The organism is Jeotgalicoccus sp. S0W5, assembly GCF_011634875.1.
GTDB lineage: Bacteria > Bacillota > Bacilli > Staphylococcales > Salinicoccaceae > Jeotgalicoccus > Jeotgalicoccus marinus.
Genome location: NZ_SIRQ01000003.1, coordinates 47,231 through 67,002 on the forward strand (window position 1 = coordinate 47,231; position 19,772 = coordinate 67,002).

General features: G+C 38.9%; 21 protein-coding genes. All 21 read left to right on the top strand.

Annotation, left to right across the window (positions count from 1 at the left end):
• Positions 1-3 precede the first annotated feature (3 nt).
• The 21 genes from sdaAA to EYB29_RS02740 all read left to right on the top strand — a co-directional run bounded on the left by sdaAA (position 4) and on the right by EYB29_RS02740 (position 19,715).
• A complete protein-coding gene (sdaAA, locus tag EYB29_RS02640; protein WP_026867570.1) occupies positions 4-879 on the top strand; it encodes an L-serine ammonia-lyase, iron-sulfur-dependent, subunit alpha in 876 nt (291 codons plus the stop codon).
• On the top strand, positions 879-2,846 hold the full coding sequence (gene recG, locus EYB29_RS02645; RefSeq protein WP_166626497.1) for an ATP-dependent DNA helicase RecG: 1,968 nt from the start codon (positions 879-881) through the stop codon (positions 2,844-2,846). Before sdaAA ends, recG begins: the two co-directional genes overlap by 1 nt.
• A gap of 12 nt (positions 2,847-2,858) precedes the next feature.
• Positions 2,859-3,482 (top strand): class D sortase, encoded by a 624-nt coding sequence (locus EYB29_RS02650; protein ID WP_166626498.1) that lies wholly within the window; start codon positions 2,859-2,861, stop codon positions 3,480-3,482.
• A gap of 218 nt (positions 3,483-3,700) precedes the next feature.
• Positions 3,701-4,270 (top strand): transcription factor FapR, encoded by a 570-nt coding sequence (fapR, locus tag EYB29_RS02655; RefSeq protein ID WP_026867572.1) that lies wholly within the window; start codon positions 3,701-3,703, stop codon positions 4,268-4,270.
• A 3-nt stretch (positions 4,271-4,273) separates the two neighbouring features.
• Positions 4,274-5,257, top strand: a complete 984-nt coding sequence (plsX, locus tag EYB29_RS02660) for a phosphate acyltransferase PlsX (protein WP_166626499.1) — start codon at positions 4,274-4,276, stop codon at positions 5,255-5,257.
• Positions 5,250-6,158 (top strand): ACP S-malonyltransferase, encoded by a 909-nt coding sequence (fabD, locus tag EYB29_RS02665; RefSeq protein WP_026867574.1) that lies wholly within the window; start codon positions 5,250-5,252, stop codon positions 6,156-6,158. The genes plsX and fabD overlap by 8 nt, the downstream gene beginning before the upstream one ends.
• Positions 6,151-6,888 (top strand): 3-oxoacyl-[acyl-carrier-protein] reductase, encoded by a 738-nt coding sequence (gene fabG, locus EYB29_RS02670; protein ID WP_166626500.1) that lies wholly within the window; start codon positions 6,151-6,153, stop codon positions 6,886-6,888. The genes fabD and fabG overlap by 8 nt, the downstream gene beginning before the upstream one ends.
• Positions 6,889-6,924: 36 nt before the next feature.
• Positions 6,925-7,164 (top strand): acyl carrier protein, encoded by a 240-nt coding sequence (locus EYB29_RS02675; protein ID WP_026867576.1) that lies wholly within the window; start codon positions 6,925-6,927, stop codon positions 7,162-7,164.
• An 82-nt stretch (positions 7,165-7,246) separates the two neighbouring features.
• Positions 7,247-8,008 (top strand): ribonuclease III, encoded by a 762-nt coding sequence (gene rnc / locus EYB29_RS02680; protein WP_166626501.1) that lies wholly within the window; start codon positions 7,247-7,249, stop codon positions 8,006-8,008.
• Positions 8,009-8,012: 4 nt separating this feature from the next.
• On the top strand, positions 8,013-11,570 hold the full coding sequence (gene smc, locus EYB29_RS02685) for a chromosome segregation protein SMC (protein ID WP_166626502.1): 3,558 nt from the start codon (positions 8,013-8,015) through the stop codon (positions 11,568-11,570).
• Entirely contained in the window at positions 11,570-12,676 is a 1,107-nt protein-coding gene (ftsY, locus tag EYB29_RS02690; protein ID WP_026867579.1) for a signal recognition particle-docking protein FtsY, read from the top strand. The genes smc and ftsY overlap by 1 nt, the downstream gene beginning before the upstream one ends.
• On the top strand, positions 12,666-13,004 hold the full coding sequence (locus tag EYB29_RS02695) for a putative DNA-binding protein (RefSeq protein ID WP_156889194.1): 339 nt from the start codon (positions 12,666-12,668) through the stop codon (positions 13,002-13,004). The genes ftsY and EYB29_RS02695 overlap by 11 nt, the downstream gene beginning before the upstream one ends.
• Positions 13,005-13,017: 13 nt before the next feature.
• On the top strand, positions 13,018-14,364 hold the full coding sequence (gene ffh, locus EYB29_RS02700; RefSeq protein WP_026867581.1) for a signal recognition particle protein: 1,347 nt from the start codon (positions 13,018-13,020) through the stop codon (positions 14,362-14,364).
• Between the two features lie 96 nt (positions 14,365-14,460).
• On the top strand, positions 14,461-14,736 hold the full coding sequence (rpsP, locus tag EYB29_RS02705; protein WP_026867582.1) for a 30S ribosomal protein S16: 276 nt from the start codon (positions 14,461-14,463) through the stop codon (positions 14,734-14,736).
• Positions 14,737-14,741: 5 nt separating this feature from the next.
• Positions 14,742-14,969, top strand: coding sequence for a KH domain-containing protein (locus EYB29_RS02710; RefSeq protein ID WP_166626503.1), 228 nt, complete (start codon positions 14,742-14,744; stop codon positions 14,967-14,969).
• Positions 14,970-15,020: 51 nt separating this feature from the next.
• Entirely contained in the window at positions 15,021-15,515 is a 495-nt protein-coding gene (rimM, locus tag EYB29_RS02715) for a ribosome maturation factor RimM (protein ID WP_026867584.1), read from the top strand.
• Positions 15,515-16,183, top strand: a complete 669-nt coding sequence (gene trmD, locus EYB29_RS02720; protein ID WP_035857271.1) for a tRNA (guanosine(37)-N1)-methyltransferase TrmD — start codon at positions 15,515-15,517, stop codon at positions 16,181-16,183. Before rimM ends, trmD begins: the two co-directional genes overlap by 1 nt.
• Before the next feature lie 143 nt (positions 16,184-16,326).
• Complete coding sequence (gene rplS / locus EYB29_RS02725) at positions 16,327-16,674, top strand: 50S ribosomal protein L19 (protein WP_026867585.1); 348 nt, start codon at positions 16,327-16,329, stop codon at positions 16,672-16,674.
• Between the two features lie 156 nt (positions 16,675-16,830).
• The gene (locus EYB29_RS02730) at positions 16,831-17,805 is read left to right on the top strand and encodes a nuclease-related domain-containing protein (RefSeq protein ID WP_166626504.1); all 975 of its coding nucleotides are present in this window, start codon (positions 16,831-16,833) and stop codon (positions 17,803-17,805) included.
• A 304-nt stretch (positions 17,806-18,109) separates the two neighbouring features.
• On the top strand, positions 18,110-18,964 hold the full coding sequence (ylqF, locus tag EYB29_RS02735) for a ribosome biogenesis GTPase YlqF (protein WP_026867587.1): 855 nt from the start codon (positions 18,110-18,112) through the stop codon (positions 18,962-18,964).
• Between the two features lie 4 nt (positions 18,965-18,968).
• On the top strand, positions 18,969-19,715 hold the full coding sequence (locus EYB29_RS02740) for a ribonuclease HII (protein ID WP_026867588.1): 747 nt from the start codon (positions 18,969-18,971) through the stop codon (positions 19,713-19,715).
• The last annotated feature ends 57 nt before the right edge of the window (positions 19,716-19,772 follow it).

The following is a 19,772-nucleotide window of genomic DNA, read 5'->3' on the forward strand; positions in this document are numbered from 1 at the left end:
GAAATGTTTAATAGTATAAATCAATTAGTAGAACGTGCCTTATCTGAAGGTATTTCTCTTTCAGAAGTGATGATTCAACAAGAGATGGAACAGACAGGTCAATCGTATTTAGATGTTTATAATTTGATGAAAATTAATTATGAAACGATGGAAAATGCGGTTCAAGAAGGTATTGCTGGTGTGAATTCTACAACAGGATTAACCGGTATGGACGCTGTGAAGATGCAGAAATATATAGATTCAGGTAAGGGACTGAGCGGTGAACTTAATCTCCTTGCAATTGCCAATGCAATTTCAACAAATGAAGTTAATGCGGCTATGGGTAAAATTTGTGCGACACCGACAGCTGGTTCTGCAGGTGTTGTCCCTGGTGTTTTATTTGCTATGGTAAAAAAAGATCCGACGATTACTGAGGAACAAAAGATTCGCTTCTTGTTCACTTCAGGTGCCTTTGGTTTTGTCGTTGCGAATAATGCGAGTATCTCAGGTGCAGCAGGCGGCTGCCAAGCAGAAGTGGGTAGTGCCAGTGCGATGGCTGCAGCCGCACTTGTAGAATTAGCAGGTGGTACACCAGAAATGAGTGCGAACGCCTTCGCCATCGCTATGAAAAATATGCTCGGGCTTGTATGTGACCCAGTTGCTGGTTTAGTAGAGGTACCATGTGTCAAACGTAATGCAGCAGGTGCATCTAATGCTTTAACAGCAGCAGATATGGCATTAGCAGGAATTGAATCAAGAATTCCAGCAGATGAGGTCATTGAAGCGATGTACAAGATAGGGTTAACAATGCCATCAGCGCTCCGTGAAACTGGTCGTGGTGGTTTAGCGGCTACACCAACAGGAGAACGTCTTAAAGCAGAACTATTCGGTGCAAAATAATGACGCGCATTCATCAGGTACAGACACCAGATCAAAGTATAACGGGTTTAAAAGGTGTCGGGGATAAGGTCAAAGAAAAACTTTTTAGTATTGGAATAGAAGGTGTGAATGATGTATTATTTCACCTTCCTTCATCCTATACAGATCAAAGTGTGGTTAATTTAAATGAAGCTATAGACGGCGCAAATATTACCGTAGAAGGTACAGTGAAAACTGAACCTCAATTAGCTTTCTTTAGAAAAGGTAAGAGCCGTCTTACTTTTTTTATGGATGCAGATGGTATTTATGTTAAGGTAACTTTCTTTAATCAACCCTATCTTAAAAGTAAAATTATTAATGGTGAATTTGTTAGGCTCTTCGGGAAATTTAACCGTAATAAGCTTGAGATTAACGGTAGTAAATTAATCTTTGAAGCTAGTGGAGGCATGTCGGTAAAATATCCACTCGGTGGCGTGATACAGTCGAAAACCTTTCAAAAAATAGTGAGAAGTGCCTTTGACACTGCTATTTTTAACTTAGATTTACCACAACACTTAAAAGCAAAATATAAGTTGATGGCTATACGTGACGCCTTGTTCGAACTTCATTTTCCAACGAGTCAGGTTATGACAGATCAAGCGAGACGTACAATTAAATTCTTTGAGTTGTATAATTTCCAACTTAAGATAATGGATAAACGACAAAAAGAACGCGTGAGAAGCGAGCGTTTTATAGTCGATTATAATATAGATGAATTAAAGCAGTTTATAGAAACCTTACCCTTTGAATTAACAGGAGATCAAAAGCGTAGCGTCAATGATATTTGCCGTGATTTTAAGCAGAATATTTCCATGCACAGGCTACTACAAGGTGATGTGGGTAGTGGGAAGACGATTGTTGCTGGAATTGCTGTTTACGCCGTGAAGACCATCGGTGAACAAAGTGCAGTAATGGTCCCAACAGAAGTTCTTGCTAACCAGCATTATCAGAGTTTTAAAGATACTTTTGGTGATAAGCTAGTTATTGAAAAACTCACAGGGACGACCAAACCTAGAGAAAAAAGAGAAATTTTGGATCGACTGAGTAGTGGTGAAATTGATCTCTTAGTAGGAACGCATGCGATCTTTGAAGACGACGTGGTTTTTGACCGTTTAAGTTTTACAATTATAGATGAGCAACACCGCTTTGGTGTAAGACAAAGGCAACGCTTAAACGATAAGGCTTATAGAAAAAATGTGTTGTACATGACAGCGACTCCGATTCCAAGAACTTTATCGATTACTGCTTATGGTGATATGGATGTCTCTCTAATAAGAGAAATGCCAGCAGGACGTTTGCCAATTACAACAGAATGGCGACGCTTTAATGAGTTAGATCAAGTGTTAAGCTCAGTAAAAAATGAAATAGATAAAGGCCATAGTGCCTATATTGTCGCACCGTTAATTGAAGAGTCGGAAACCTTAGACTTAAAAAATGTCTACGAGATTTATAGTATTTTTGAAGATTACTTTGGACATGAAGACGTCGTACTTGTACACGGGCGAATGAAGCCTGAAGAGAAAAATGATGCAATGAAGGCTTTTGAATCTCTGAATAAAAAACTTTTAGTATCGACAACAGTGATTGAAGTAGGTATTAATGTGCCTAATGCGACATCCATAGTGATCTTTAATGCAGAACGATTCGGGTTATCTACTTTACATCAGCTTAGAGGAAGAGTCGGTCGGAATAATAAACAAAGTGCATGTATTTTAGTCAGTGATGCGGCGACAGATAATGCCAAATTACGAATGGAAATCATGACCTCTACGACAGATGGCTTTATTTTGAGTGAACGCGATTTAGAAATGCGTGGACCAGGTGATTACTTTGGTGTCAGACAAAGTGGTTTACCACAATTTAAAGTTGCTGACATTACAGAAGATTATCGTATACTAGAAGTAGCGAGAGAGGAAGCAGCAAAAGCCTATCTTCATGATCAGTTTTAATCGGAGGAAACCATGAGAATTTTATTGAGAACACTCGGGGTGTTGATGATTGTTGCCGCACTAGTCTTATTTTTCTGGCAGGATATTAGAGAATACTTTACAGATCAAGTCAATGATAAAGTCATTACTGCCTACCAAGACTGTGATGATGATGTAAAGATAAATCCTTTAGAGTCCTTTGTTTCTGGTGTTGAAGCAACTGAAGATACATCACTTAATATTTCAGATAATATGGCTGGTGTGCTGGAAATTGAAAGTGCTGAAATCTTTGAACCATTATATAAAGGCGCGCTGACTGAAGAGAAACTTCGTAATGGTGTCAGTTTACTTGAAGAAACGGATAATCTAGAGATGCAGAATATCCCGATTGCTGGTCATAGAGTTGAAGGTGCAGGCATCAGATTTAACTACATCGACCGTGCAGAAGTTGGGGATGAAGTCAAAATCATTACCCATGATGATACGAAAGTGTATAAGATTACTGAAATGTTTGAAGTTGAACCTACAGAAGTCAATGTCCTCGACCAAAAAGAGGGCGAGCCACAAGAACTGACATTGATTACATGTGAGGATTACAATCCAGACACGTTACTCTTTGAGAAGCGGTTAATCGTTAAAGCTGAAATAGTTCAATAATAGCGCACTTCCTCCCATGGAGGAAGTGTTTTTATGTGCCGTCGACCTTATAACGAAGGCGAGTATTTTGATTTACGTGCCGTCGTCACCCGTAATAAATGCACTTTTTTATCATTGAAACTAATTGAAAAAATGGTAAGGGTTTAATATACTAAGTTTAGTGTTATGTTTAGATATTAATACCAACTACTAAAGTATAGAAGATTAGAGGAATCGACATGGGGAAATTAAAGAAAGTGGAACGACAATCAAATCTAGAAGCACATCTAGAAGAAGATCCATTTTTAACTGATGACCAGTTAGCAAAGATTTTTGACGTGTCTATCCAAACGATTCGTTTGGACCGTCTCGAATTGAATATACCTGAATTAAGAACGAGAGTTCAACACGTTGCTCGTGAAGGGGCAGATAAGATTCGTGCGTTATCTGTTCAAGATGTAGTCGGGGAAATAATCGATATCGAACTCAATGACAATGCAATTTCTCTGTTTATCATTGAAAGCGGGCATGTCTTTGAAAAAAACGAAATTGCCCGAGGGCATTTTTTGTTTGCACAAGCAAATTCTCTTTGTGTCGCTTTAATCGATGAGCCACTAGCATTAACTTCAAAAGCAGAAGTAGATTTTAAACGACCTGTTATGTTAAATGATAAGGTTATCGCCAAAGCAAAGGTGATCTCGATGGATAAGAATAGGGCACAAATTGAAGTGGAATCAAAAGTGAATGGTAAAGTGATTTTTACTGGAAAATTTGAAATGTATTATAAAGATGAAGATGGAGCTGAGTAGAACATGGCTAAAATTGCGATTGATTTAATGGGTGGAGACAATGCCCCTAGAGCGATAGAAGAAGGTGTACTCGAAGCGGTAGAGACATACCCAGATGTAGAAATCCTAGCATTTGGAACAAAAGGTAGCTACACACAGTCCCATCCAAAAGTGACGTTTATTGAAGTAACAGAAGTGATTGAATCAGATGATGATCCAGTCAAAGCGGTCAGAAAGAAAAAAGATAGTTCACTGGTTCGTGCAATTAAAGCGGTCAGTGATGGTGAGGCGGATGCGATTGTATCTGCAGGAAATACAGGTGCCTTGATGAGTGCAGGACTCTTTGGAGTCAAGCGCATAAAGGGTATCGAACGTCCGGCGATTACTTCGATGATTCCGACCACTTCAGGTGAAGGTATGATGTTACTTGATATGGGTGCGAATTCTGAGAATAAGCCGAACCATTTACTGCAATTTGCACAGATGGCAAGTGTCTATATGGAAAATATAGAGGGCAGAGAGAATCCTTCAATCGGGCTCATTAACAACGGTTCAGAAGAAATTAAAGGTACTGAGCTGACTAAAGAAACCTATCAGCTGCTCAAAAATAGCGGCTTAAACTTTGCAGGTTTTTTTGAGACGAGAGATATTTTATCTGGGAAAGTTGATATTGCAGTAACAGATGGTTTTACAGGTAATATCGTCTTAAAAACCATTGAGGGTACTGCCAGTGCGCTCATGAGTGAGCTAAAGAAAATTATGTATAAAAGCACGTTAAATAAAGGTGCAGCCCTAGTCTTGAAAAACGATTTAGGCGACCTTAAAGATATGTTGGACTACCGACAGTTTGGTGGTGCGCCATTAATGGGCTTACGTGGAAACGTGCTTAAGGCACATGGCTCTTCTGACTCGACAGCGATCGTTAATGCTATAAAACAAGCAAAAATTATGGCGGATTCTGGTACGATTGAAAAAATTCAAGAATTGATAGGTGAATCAAATGAGTAGATTACTAATCTTTCCTGGCCAAGGCGCACAGTACGGCGGTATGGCTAAGGATCTATACGAAAATAACGACAAGGCAAAAGCCATTCTCGATAAAATTTTCGACTTATCAAACTACGACTTAAAAGAAATTATGTTTAGTGAAGATGATGACAGATTGAACGACACTAAGTATACACAGCCAGCTCTTTTTGCTCATAGTCTAGCAGTCGTTGAAGCAACAGGTATAACAGGCGATTACTTACTTGGGCACTCACTAGGTGAGCTTCCAGCATTGGTACATGCTGGTGTTGTTTCATTGGCAGATGGTGTTCGTCTTGTAGAAAAACGTGGGGAACTAATGAGTCAAACTGAAGATGGCGCAATGGCTGCCATCATTGGTATGGACTATGATGCGCTTAAAGAAACTTGTGAGGCAGCCTCAACGGATGAGGAAAGCGTTGCACCTGCAAATATTAATGCGCCAGACCAAGTTGTCGTTTCAGGTGACAAGGCTGCTGTGGAATGTTTTAGAGCACTCGCGAAGGATGCTGGTGCGAGACGCATCATACCATTAAAGGTATCAGGCGCTTTTCACTCGCACTTAATGGCACCTGCGAAAGATCAGTTCAAAGCTTTTGTTAAAGATATTACTTTCAACGATGCAAAAACACCTGTCATTCAAAATGTGTCTGCTAAAGCTGAAACGGATAGTGAAACAATTAAGGCAAATTTTGTTGAACAAATCACGCATCCAGTCCGTTTTGTAGAATGTGTGGAAACTGCAGCGGCACATGGTGTAACAGAATCTGTAGAGGTTGGACCGAAGAAAGTTCAGTCTGGCTTAGTACGTAAGATCACTAAGGAAATCTCAACATCAAATATTGATACGATCGAACACGTGGAGGTGTTTTTAAATGAGTAAAGTTGCATTAGTCACTGGCGCATCTCGAGGAATTGGTCGTACGATTGCATTGACATTAGCTGAAGAAGGGCACACTGTAGTCGTCAATTACTCTGGTTCAAAAGACAAAGCAGAAGAAGTTGTTAAAGAGATTGAAGACAAGGGTGGGAAAGCGACAGCCTATCAGTGCCAAGTCCAAAATGCTGATGAAGTGAAAGAAATGGTTAAATATATCACGGATACTTATAGTTCTATCGATGTTGTTGTAAACAACGCAGGTATTACGAAAGATAATCTATTGATGCGCATGAAAGAGGAAGAGTTTGACGCAGTTGTGGATGTTAACTTAAAAGGTGCATTCAATGTCATTAAGAGTGTATCAAGACCGATGATCCGCCAAAAATCAGGGCGTATTATTAATATTTCAAGTATCGTTGGATCACTTGGGAATGCAGGGCAAACAAACTATGTTGCAACGAAGGCAGCGATCGATGGCATGACGAAGTCAACTGCGAGAGAACTTGCAGCTAAAAACATTACAGTGAATGCTGTGGCACCTGGATTTATTAAAAGTGATATGACAGATGTTTTAAGTGATGACATCAAAGATGGTATGTTACAACAAATTCCTTTAAAACATTTCGGTGACACGAAAGATATCGCAGATGCAGTGAGTTTCTTAGCAAGTGACCGTGCATCGTACATTACAGGCCAAGTATTACACGTCAACGGCGGTATGTACATGGGGTAGAGCTTATGATATTATTTAAGGGAGGTGAATTGAATAATGGCTAACATTGACAAAATTAAAGATATCATCGTTGACAAACTTGGAATCGATGAAGAAAAAGTAACTAGAGAAGCTTCTTTTAAAGATGATCTAGGTGCTGACTCACTTGACATTGCTGAATTAGTAATGGAACTTGAAGACGAGTTTGATATGGAAATTCCTGATGAGGAAGCTGAAAAGATTAACACAGTAGGCGACGCATTAGATTTCATTGATAAAATCGAAAAAGAGCAATAATAAGCTTCGAAAAATCCACTCCGGAGAGTGGATTTTTCTTTGTAATTAAAAACTAAGAAAGTAAAATATAAGAGGTGATTAAATGAACTTTAACGTTGTCTTAAACAAGGTGAATACTGAAGACAGTGCTAGGGAAAAGCTAAGAGACTTTAACCAACTATTTAAAGCATTTACAAGTCAGTTGAATATAACAGTAGAAAATTTAATGCTCTACCAACAAGCCTTTATGCATAGTTCATATATCAATGATTTAGGCTTAGATAAACGCTATAATAATGAGCGTTTAGAATTTCTAGGAGATGCGGTACTAGAATTGATGGTTTCAGATCATATTTTTAATAAATACGAAGCTTTACCTGAGGGCAGATTAACAAAACTTCGTGCCAATATCGTATGTGAACCTTCACTTGTAGTATTTGCCTCAAAAATTAACATGGAACAACTCATCTTACTGGGTAGAGGTGAGGAGAAAACAGGGGGTAGACATAGACCGTCTATTGTTAGTGATGCCTTTGAAGCCTTCTTAGGCGCCTTATACTTAGATCAGGGGACCAAGGGTGTCTTTCAATTTTTAAGCCAGGTTGTCTTTCCAGAAATACAGACGAGTGATTATAATGCAGTGGTGGATTACAAGACAAAGTTACAAGAATATGCACATAGTGCTTATAAAGATAGTGTAACTTATACACTGGTTAGTGCATCTGGACCGAGCCACCATAGACAATTTGAGACCACTGCAAACCTAGGTAATAAAGTCCTCGGCCATGGTCAAGGTCTAACTAAAAAAGAATCAGAACAACAAGCAGCTAAAAGTGCATTGCTGGCACTTGGCCAAGAGGTGTAAATGAATGGTATTTTTAAAGCGAATCGAAGCTCAAGGTTTTAAATCTTTTGCAGATAAAGTAAATATTAAATTCGATAGTGGAGTCACAGCAGTTGTCGGGCCTAACGGTAGTGGTAAAAGTAACATCACTGATGCTATACGCTGGGTGCTTGGAGAGCAGTCTGCACGTGTCATGCGCGGTGCCAAGATGGAAGATGTCATCTTTGATGGAACTGAAAACCGTAACCCTATGAATAGTGCTTCTGTTAGTTTAATATTAGACAACAATAAAAAAGTACTTGGTGATGAAGCGGAAGTCGTTATATCTAGGAAATTATATAGAAATGGTGACAGTGAGTACTTCATTAATAAGGAAAAGGTTAAGTTAAAAAATATTACCGAACTCTTTATGGATTCAGGACTTGGCAAAAATGCTTATAATATTATCAGCCAGGGTCAGGTCGATGAAATACTTAATGCAAAACCATTAGAACGTCGTAAGATTATCGAAGAAGCTGCAGGTGTCATGAAGTATAAAAGTCGTAAAATCGAGTCTGAGAAACGTCTCGAAGAGACCAAGCAAAACTTACTTCGCGTTCATGATATTATCGAAGAAATTTCTTCACGTGTCGAACGTTTAGAAAGAGAAAGTGCTGTCGCTGAAGAGTACTTGGCATTAAAAGAAGAAATGACTGAAAGCGATATTGAAGTAACAGTCTATGATGCGAAATTACTCGCTAGTGAACTCAAAGACTTAAAGACAGCTATAAACAAAGAAGAAACGACGTTAAAGACTTCTCGTGAAAAATTAGAGTCAGTTTTAAATGAACAAACAGAGTTAAATAATGAACGTGATGAATTAGAGGCAAAATCAAAGTCATTAAACAACCAATTATTAGAAGATGCACGTACCCTTGAGCAAATTGAGGGCCGCATCGCCTTGTATGCTGAAAGAGAGACAAATAAGGAAACCTTAAGAGAAGATTTAAACAGTCGTCTTGAAAAAAATAAGTCTGAAATTACTACACTAAAAGAGCAGTTGCAAAAAGAAACAACTAAAAAAGATGAATTAGCAAATGCTTGCACTGAACTTGCTACAAAGATTAAAAATAAGGAAAGAGAAATCAGTGTCATAAGAGAAGGTAATGATACTGATATAGAAGAGTTAAAAGATCAGTATTACCAGCTCATGGTAGAAAAGACAACCTTAGAAAATGATAAACGACGCAATCATGATGAGCAGTCTAAAATCGAAAATAATATCCGCTATAAATCCGAACGTTTAGAAACGCTTTTAAATGAAGTGAGTGAAGCTGAGTCGAAACTTAAAGATTTAAAAGCAGGAGCTGAAACGACAGGGCAGAATCTAAATAAAGCGAGACAAGCATATAAGGATACTAAATCAAAGCTTGATTCCTTAAATGAAAATTACGACCAGGCAAAAAGTGATTATAACCGAGCCGAAAACTTCATCCAAAACCAGCAATCAAAGCTGGATATGCTTAGAAATATGGAAGAGAATTACCAGGGGTATTACCCTGGTGTTCGGGCAATCTTGAAAAATAAAAAGAGTATTCCTGGTGTTGTCGGTCCAGTGGGTGAATTGATTAGTGCTAATCCAGAGTATATGACTGCTTTAGATACTGCACTTGGTCAAGCGAGCCAGAATATTGTTATGGATGTAGAGTATAATGCAAGAACTGCGATTCAATTTTTAAAACAAAAGAAACTCGGTTTCGCAACTTTCTTACCACTTGATACCATTAAGGAGCGCCACCTATCGGTGGATATAGAAAATGCACTACAGTCTTCAGGTGTGGAATATCAAATATTATCAGAAGTGACAGATATTGACCGTGCCTATAGGAAAGTGATTCTACATTTATTAAATACGACGATTGTCGTGAAAAACTTAGAAGATGCTTCTCGTATATCTCGAGCGAGTAATCAAAGAGTTAGAATTATTACCTTAGACGGCGACATTATCATGCCTGGTGGGGCAATGAGTGGTGGTTCTAAAAACCGTAAGGGATCCATCATGGAAACTAAAAAAGAAATCGCTGATATCACTGAAAAAATAAATGCTTATAAATCACAGACAGCGGAGCTTGAAAATAAGGTCAATCGCTATAGAGAGCAAATCTTACAAGCGACTGCAGAATTAAAAACACAAGAAAACAGTGGCCTACAGCTCGCAGAAGTGTACGATGAAGCAGGAAGAGAAATTGCTAAACTTGAATATGCGCTTCAGTCAAAAAATGAAAATGTTAAAGAGATTCAAAAGGAAGTCGATGGTTTATCAGCAAGTACTAACGAAGAAAACCTCGATCAGCAAATTGAAAACTTAACGTCTAAAATGGCTGATATTGAAACTTCAATTAACATGATGAGTCGCTCTAATGATGAAAAAGATAAGGAAATAGAAACATTATCACACGAGATTCAACAGCTAAATAATGATAAAATAAGTAAAGACGGTGATGTGCGTTACACACGTGCATCGATTAGCAGAATTGAAGCGTCAATTGAAGATCTTGAAAATCAAGTTGCGAATATTGAAAGTGAAATCAGCATGGTGGATGATGACTTATCTGCTATGAATATTGAAGAATTAGAGACGAACAAAACCGAGTTAACACAGACTGTCGCGACCATTAAATCTTCTCAACAAGAAAATGATGAAAAACTGGTCACTGTTAAGGACGCACTAAAATCTATCGCAAGTAAAGAAACAGCGCTTCGTGCAGAAATTGATGACTGTCAATCCAGACTCCGTGGACAGTCAGCAGAATTAGAAGGTGTCGATACTAAATTAGAGAACAAACTGACTTATATTAGTGATAACTACAAGATGACTTATGAGTTAGCACTCAGTAAGTTCGATAGTTTTGAAAACATTGAAGAAAAACGTCAAAAAATCACTTTAAACAAGAAGAGTATTGAAGAACTCGGACCGGTTAACTTGGGTTCAATCGAAGAGTTTAAGACAGTTAATGAACGCTTTACCTTCTTAAAAGAACAAGAAGCGGACTTAATTGATGCAAGACAAACCTTATTAGATGTTATTGCTGAAATGGATGAAGAAGTTTCGGTTCGTTTTAAGGATACTTTCATTCAAGTCAATGTTTACTTCCAAGATGTCTTTAGTGAGATGTTTGGCGGTGGGCGTGCTGAACTCAGATTACAAGAACCCGACAATTACTTAGATTCTGGTATAGAGATTTTTGCGGAGCCACCTGGCAAGAAGTTATCCTCCCTATCTTTATTATCCGGTGGGGAACGTGCTTTGACAGCAATCAGCTTACTCTTTAGTGTGCTGAAAGTTAAGGTAAGTCCGTTTATAATTTTAGATGAAGTTGAAGCGGCACTCGATGAAGCAAACGTGATAAGATATGCAAGATACTTGAAAAAACTATCTCACGATACGCAGTTTATCGTTATTACTCATAGAAAAGGCACTATGGAAGAATCAGACCGCTTGTTTGGTGTAACCATGCAAGAAAAAGGTGTGACGAAGTTAATCAGTGTCGATTTGAAAAACTATGTTGACCCTGGAGTTAATGAAGAGAAAGGAAGAGTTTAATGGGTATTTTTGATCGTTTCAGACGTAAGAAAAAAACAAGTGAAGAAACCCCTGAAAATTTAGAAACACAGACAGACAAGCTTGATGATGGGCTGATTAGTTTAGATGAATTTGAAGAGTGGGAACAAGAACAGCTCAGCTATAAATTTGAACAAGGGCTTAAAAAGAGCCGTGATAAGTTCCAAGCAGATATCAATGCTTTGATGTCACGTTACCGTAAAGTCGATGAAGACTTCTTTGAAGCATTAGAAGAAGTACTTATCTCAGCGGATGTCGGTTTTAATACTGTACTTGAATTAACTGAAGAACTACGCCGTGAAGCACAGTTGAAAAATATCACAGAGACGGCTGATCTTCGAGAGACCATCGTTGAAAAAATGGTAGAAATCTATGAGCGTAACGGTGACTTATCTGAAGAGATGAACATTCAAAATGATGAGTTGACCGTTGTATTAATGGTCGGTGTAAATGGTGTAGGTAAGACAACTTCAATCGGTAAACTTGCCTATAAATACCAACAAGAAGGCAAAAAAGTAATGCTCGCTGCGGGTGATACTTTCCGTGCCGGTGCAATCAACCAACTGCAAGTTTGGGGTGATAGAGTCGGTGTAGATGTCATTAAACAGGCAGAAGGCTCTGACCCTGCAGCAGTCATGTTCGATGCAGTAAGTGCTGCAAAAAAACGCGGTGCAGACATCCTTTTATGTGATACTGCAGGCCGTCTACAGAACAAAGGAAACTTGATGAATGAGCTCGGTAAGATTAAGAAAGTCATTCAAAAAGTTGTCCCAGAAGCACCTCATGAAGTCCTCTTAGTACTCGATGCAACAACTGGGCAAAATGCACTGAGCCAGGCCAAAGCCTTTAAAGAAGTCACTGACGTTACCGGCATTATTCTTTCCAAATTAGACGGGACGGCCAAAGGTGGGATCGTTCTAGCGATTAAGAATGAACTCGGAATACCAGTTAAGTTTGTAGGACTCGGTGAAAAACTGGATGATCTTCAGCCTTTTGATGCAGAAAACTATGTTTATGGTCTATTTGCTGATATGATTGAAGACTCAGAAACGCTCGAAGAAAAATTAGAGGAAGATGCTGATGACTAATGATTTAGAGCGCACGATGCGCATGAATTATCTCTATGATTTTTATCAGACCTTACTCACAGAAAAACAACAAAAATATATAGAATTATATTATCTTGAAGACTTTCAGTTTTCGGAAATTGCAGAAGCAATGGATGTTACACGTCAAGCAGTCTACGATAACTTAAAGCGGTCGAGAGATCTTTTAGAACACTATGAAGAGACACTCAGTATGTATAAGAACTTTAATAAGCGACTTGAACTCTACAAGGATTTAAAAGAAGCGCTTGGTGATGATACGAGTACAGAAGTAAAGGACATATTAAATCGTCTAGAAAACCTAGATTAAGGAGGCCACATACATGGCATTTGAAGGACTTGGAGAACGACTGCAGTCCACAATGGACCGTATTAAGGGTAAAGGTAAAGTAACCGAATCCGACGTCAAAGTAATGATGCGTGAAGTAAGACTGGCTTTACTTGAAGCAGATGTTAACTTCAAAGTAGTCAAACAGTTCATCAATGATGTTAAAGAACGTGCCTTAGGCTCAGATGTTATGCAGAGCTTAACACCTGGCCAACAGGTCATTAAAATTGTACAAGAAGAATTGACAGCGTTGATGGGTGGAGAAAACCAACGGATTAACATGGCCAACAAACCACCAACAGTTATCATGATGGTCGGCTTACAAGGGGCAGGTAAAACAACAACGGCTGGTAAGCTCGCACTTCATTTACGTAAAAAACATAACAAAAAGCCACTCTTAGTTGCTGGTGATATTTACAGACCAGCTGCTATAGACCAGTTAGAAACTGTAGGGAAGCAGATTGATATCCCAGTCTTTTCACTTGGTGATCAAGTCAAACCTGAAGAAATTACAGAACGTGCCTTGGCTCATGCTAAAGAAGAACACTTAGATACAGTCATCATTGATACTGCGGGTCGTCTGCATATTGATGAAGCACTGATGAATGAATTGAAAAATGTTAAGGAAATTGCTAATCCGAACGAAATCATGCTCGTCGTCGACTCAATGACCGGTCAAGATGCGGTCAATGTTGCCGAGAGCTTTAACGATTTACTGGACATTACAGGTGTAACTTTAACTAAACTCGACGGCGACACACGTGGTGGTGCCGCACTTTCCATTCGTTCAGTCACAGAAAAACCAATTAAATTCATCGGTGTCTCTGAGAAGATGGACGGCTTAGAAGCCTTCCACCCTGAACGTATGGCATCTCGTATTCTCGGCATGGGTGACGTACTGTCAATCATCGAAAAAGCACAGGATAATATCAATGAAGATGAACAAAAAGCACTTGAGAAAAAGTTGAAAGATTCATCATTCACACTCGATGACTTCCTTGGACAAATGGATCAGGTGAAAACACTTGGACCATTAGATGAACTATTGAAGATGATGCCTGGTGCCAACAAGATAAAAGGACTAGATAAAATGCAGTTCAGCGGCAAGGAAATCGATCACGTACAAGCGATTATACGTTCGATGACTCTAGAAGAAAGAGAGCACCCTGAAAAGCTGAATGCGAGTCGTAAAAAACGTATATCTAGAGGTTCTGGACGTTCCTTACAGGAAATTAACCGCCTCTTAAAACAGTTTAACGACATGAAGAAAATGATGAAACAAATGACAAGTGGCAAGAAAAAAGGTAAGAATCCGTTTGGTAATATGGGCTTACCATTCTAATAAAATAAATGTGTAAAGAAAAAACTCTTTACACATTTATTTTGATTTGTTATGATATATAAGTCGAAAAGATAGTAAAGAGAGGAGTTTTCACACATGGCAGTAAAAATTAGATTAACTCGTATGGGTTCTAAAAGAAATCCTTTCTACCGTATCGTTGTTGCAGATGCACGCAGCCCAAGAGATGGTAGAATCATCGAGCAAATCGGTTCATACAACCCGGTTTCAAAATCTGAAGATAACGTTGTTTTAGACAACGACAAAGCGCTTGATTGGTTACAAAAAGGTGCTAAACCAAGCGACACTGTAAGAAATATCTTCAGTGACAAAGGCATTATGGAACAGTTCCACAACGCTAAATTCGGGAAATAATTCCTATGGACAAATTACTTCAAACAATTCTTGAACCGATGCTAGATTATCCGGAGGCGCTCGTTATTACAACGGAAGATGCGCCAGCGAAGATTTCGTACAAAATCAGTGTTCATGAAGCCGATGCAGGTCGTGTAATCGGTCGAGGCGGTCGTACAATTAAGGCGATTCGTATCATCATGTCAAATGCTGAAAGAGATGCATCAAAGAAAGTGTTTGTTGATTTGCATTAAGAGACACACTTTTCTAGTGTGTCTTTTATTTTTTACTAAGAGGTGTATATCTTGAGTATTAAAATTGGTAAATTAGTCAGTTTTCACGGCGTTAAAGGTGAAGTTAAAATCATGAGTGATTCTGACTTTTTAGAAGACCGTTTCATAAGCGGTGAAACAGTTGAGATTAAAGGTGAGACCTACACAATAAAATCTTACCGTAAACATAAAAATTTTCACTTACTAACCTTTGAAGGTGTGAGTAATATGAATGATATTCTGCACTTAAAGGGTGAAACGGTTTTTATCGATGAAAATGCAGATGACTTAACACTAGACGAACACGAGTTCCACGTAAAAGATATCATCGGATTAAAGGTCATTAACTTGGATGATAATCAGACGCTTGGGACGGTTAAAGATGTCATGTTCACTGGAGCAAATGATGTTTGGGTGATAGAGGGCGATAAGGAATATTTGATTCCTTATATCGAGCAAGTTGTTCAGACAGTAGACCTCGATAAAGGTATTATTGAAATTACACCACTTGAAGGATTGTTAGACTAATGGATATTTATTATTTAACCTTGTTTCCTGAAATGTACCAAGGGGTCCTAGGAACATCTATTTTAAAACGTGCTGAGGACAAAGGCATTGTGAATTATCACCTCATTAACTTTAGAGATTTCTCAAATGATAAACATAACAAAGTCGATGATTATCCGTACGGCGGTGGTGCAGGTATGGTTTTAAAACCAGAGCCTGTCTTCAATGCCATGGACAGTTTAGAGCTAGAAAACAAGCGCGTGATTTTAATGTGTCCTCAAGGTAAACCCTTTGATCAAAAATTAGCGGAAGAGCTGGCTCATGAAGAGAATATTGTTTTCATCAATGGCCATTACGAAGGCTATGATGAACGCATACGCTCACTTGTTACAGACGAAGTGTCAATCGGTGACTACGTATTAACCGGAGGCGAACTTGCTTCTATGACGATGACAGATGCAATCGTACGTCTAATTCCAGATGTATTAAGTAATGAAAAAAGTCATCAAGAAGATTCGTTCTCTACAGGAATGCTTGAACATCCGCATTACACTAGACCTAGAGAGTACCGCGGTATGAAGGTACCCGATGTTCTATTAAGCGGTAATCACAAGTTGATTGAAGAGTGGCGACAAGCTGAAAGTTTAAAACGCACGAGAGAAAGACGCCCTGATTTACTAGGGGAGTAAAAAGTTAATTTTATTTCTAAAAGTGATTGAATGGTCACCACTTGTATGGTAATATAATACGAGTGTAAATACACGTAAATATCACAGTCATCCGCTGCCAAAGTTCGTCGGCAAGATAACTGGAAGAATGGAGAAGATATAATATGTCACAAGAATTATTAAATTCTATTGTCAAAGATCAGTTAAAAACTGATATTCCTGATTTCAAACCAGGAGACACAGTAAAAGTTCACGTACGTATCGTTGAGGGAGATCGCGAAAGAATCCAGCTATTCGAAGGTGTTGTAATCAAACGCCGCGGTGGTGGAATCTCAGAAACATTCACAGTCCGTAAAGTATCTTACGGTGTTGGTGTTGAGCGTACATTCCCAATTCACACGCCAAAAATCGAAAAAATCGAAGTTTCACGTCGCGGACGCGTTCGTCGTGCTAAACTTTACTACCTACGTAACCTACGTGGTAAAGCTGCACGTATTAGAGAAATCCGCTAATAATGCTTTAAGAAAACCAAACCTCAGCCGAGGTTTGGTTTTTTTGTTGGGAAAATTTCTGTTTTTAAGCGAAAGAGGAAATGCCTCTAATACATATGGTCAAACGTTAAATAATGTTGTATAAATGATATGTAAATGAAAAATGGAGGTTAAGTATTGTTCATAACAGAACGTCATCGTCCCTCTGAACTTTTGCACATGGAAGCTATGTTTAGCCGCTCAAAATTAGATGATAAAAACCACAATCAGTTAGAAAATCTTCGGAGAGGTTATGAAGGTGAATGTATCTATGACAATATCTTTAATGAAGTTGGTCATGATAATTCATATATTTATAGAGATGTCTATTTGAACATTGAAGACAGCACCACTCAGTACGATAGTTTAATCGTTACCGAAGAAGGTGTCGTCGTCAACGAAATTAAAAACTTTAGCGGGACCTATACCGTAAGTGATGACAGCTGGGCAAAAGGAAATTTTGAGTTACCCGACGATCCATTCGCACAGCTGCGTCGTGCTATTGGTAAGATGAGACGATTATCTTTATCGTCCGATTTACAATTTAAAGTCAGTGGCAAGTTAATATTTCCTAATGAAGAATGTACTTTAATTATTGCCGATGAGTTATTGAAACAAAATATTATAATTAGAAGTAATTTGAGACGATACTTAGCTCGTTTTAAGAACAGTTTTAGCGGAAATTTCGCTCGGGAAATTTGTGAAGTGATTACTGAACATATCGTTGTCAATCCCTACTTCAAATCAGCAGTCGACTTTGATGACGTCCGTCACGGTATCTACTGTAGTGAATGCGCCGGGTTTGAGGTCGATTCTGAGCGATTTCATTTTAGGTGTTCATCCTGTGGCTCATATGAAACCAAAGAAACTCATTTTGTCCGTGCAATTAGTGACTATAAATACTTGTTCGGAAAATTGCCGATGACAACAAATCGTATGATGGAATTTACAAATTATAAGTTCAGCAAGCGTTCTGTTCAAAGATTGTTGGCTAAGTATTGTGATCGAGAGGGAATTTATAAATCGACGAGTTATAAATTTAAATACTACGATTTCGAAGATGCGATGTCGAAACAACCTAGAAATATACGATATAAGGATAGAATAGATTAGGTGATCTACGATGTGCGCCAATGAGAGAGCACCGTTGGCGCGCAAACAGAAATACGCGCCAATGAGCAGACGCTGTTGGCGCGCAAATGGAAATACGCGCCAATGAGAGAGCGCCGTTGGCGCGCAAATGGAAATACGCGCCAATGAGAGAGCGCCGTTGGCGCGCAAACAGAAATACACGCCAATGAGAGAGCACCGTTGGGGCGCAAACGGAAATACTCTCGAGCGCCCAATCAATCAAGGCGCGTAAGCTAAAAAAATGATAAAATAAAGGACATGAAATGAAGAAAACGGAGGGAAATGTATGTCGATTAATTGGTTCCCTGGACATATGGCAAAAGCACGTAGGCAAATCGAGGAAAGTTTAAAAAAAGTAGATGTTGTCATCGAAATTTTAGATGCGAGGATTCCATATGCATCACAAAACCCGATGCTGGACCAAGTTATTGGTGAAAAGCCGAGAGTCATTATTTTAAATAAGAAAGATATGGCGAGTCAAAGTGAAACAGACCGCTGGATGAATCACTATAAGGCAGAGGGACTTTATCCTGTTGCAATAAATGGTAAGGAGCCTAATATTTTAAAGAAAATTGAAGGTGTCGTCGTAGAAGCGACTAAAGAAATTTTTGAGAGAATGGAACGTAAGGGCATCAATCCACGCGCCATTCGTGCAATGATCGTCGGGATCCCGAATGTTGGAAAGTCAACGATTATCAACAATATTGCAAAGAAAAAAGTTGCGAAAACAGGAAATACACCAGGTGTGACAAAGGCTCAACAATGGATCAAAGCTGGAGGTAAGATGGAACTCTTAGATACCCCAGGCGTACTTTGGCCAAAGTTTGAAGATGAGACGGTAGGCTTAAAATTATCACTTACAGGTGCGATCAAAGACAATGTGGTTAACCTAGATGAAGTGGCAATCTTCGCCTTAAAATTTATGCAAGCACACCATCTAAAGGCTCTGAACAAATTTTATAATATCAATATAGACGAAGACTCAGAAATCGTCGAAATTTTCGATGCTATCGGACAGTCTCGCGGTTTCAAAATGAGCGGAAACGAAATCGACTATGAGCGCGTCACAGAACGTGTCATTTACGATACACGAGACGCTAAGATTGACCTCATGACGTTCGACTTCCCGGAGGATAACTAATCTAATGAAGATTTCAGATATAAAATTAGCCCTCAACAAGATAAAAACCCTGGACGATTTAGCGGCCTCTGAATTTCATTTAGATGAAAGAAAAGGGGTTCAAAACGCGCTTAAATCAAGGGCTCGCACACTTCAAAAAGAAGTCGAATTAATTGAAAAGTATAAAAGAATGATGCGATACGAAAACCAGCACTACGGCAAGATCATTGCAGGCATTGATGAAGCGGGGCGAGGTCCACTTGCAGGGGAGGTTGTTGCAGCAGCAGTGATTCTCCCTTTAGAACATGATTTCTTAGGCCTTGATGATTCAAAGAAAATTCCAGCAAAAAAACGTGCAGCGCTACGTGAAGAGATTATGAAATATGCGGACTATGGTATCGGTGTAGCAACTGTTGAGGAGATTGATACGTTCAACATTTACGAAGCGACCAAACTCGCAATGGACAGGGCTGTAAAAAATTTGAAACACACCCCAGAGCATCTTCTCATCGATGCGATGACCCTGGATAATGGTATTGAACAAACATCACTCATTAAAGGGGATGCGATTTCTAATTCTATTGCAGCAGCTTCTATTATTGCCAAAACGACGCGTGATGAAATGATGATTCAGCATGCAAAAAGATATCCTGATTACGCCTTTGAAAAGAATATGGGATACGGGACGAAAGACCATCTCGAAGGGCTGAAAAATTATGGAGCATGTAGTATTCATAGACGTTCTTTTGAACCGATTAAGAGATATTTTTAAGCTATTTCGTTTTTGAGTAACTTATTACATATAAAATAATGAGGAGAAGGATTTGAA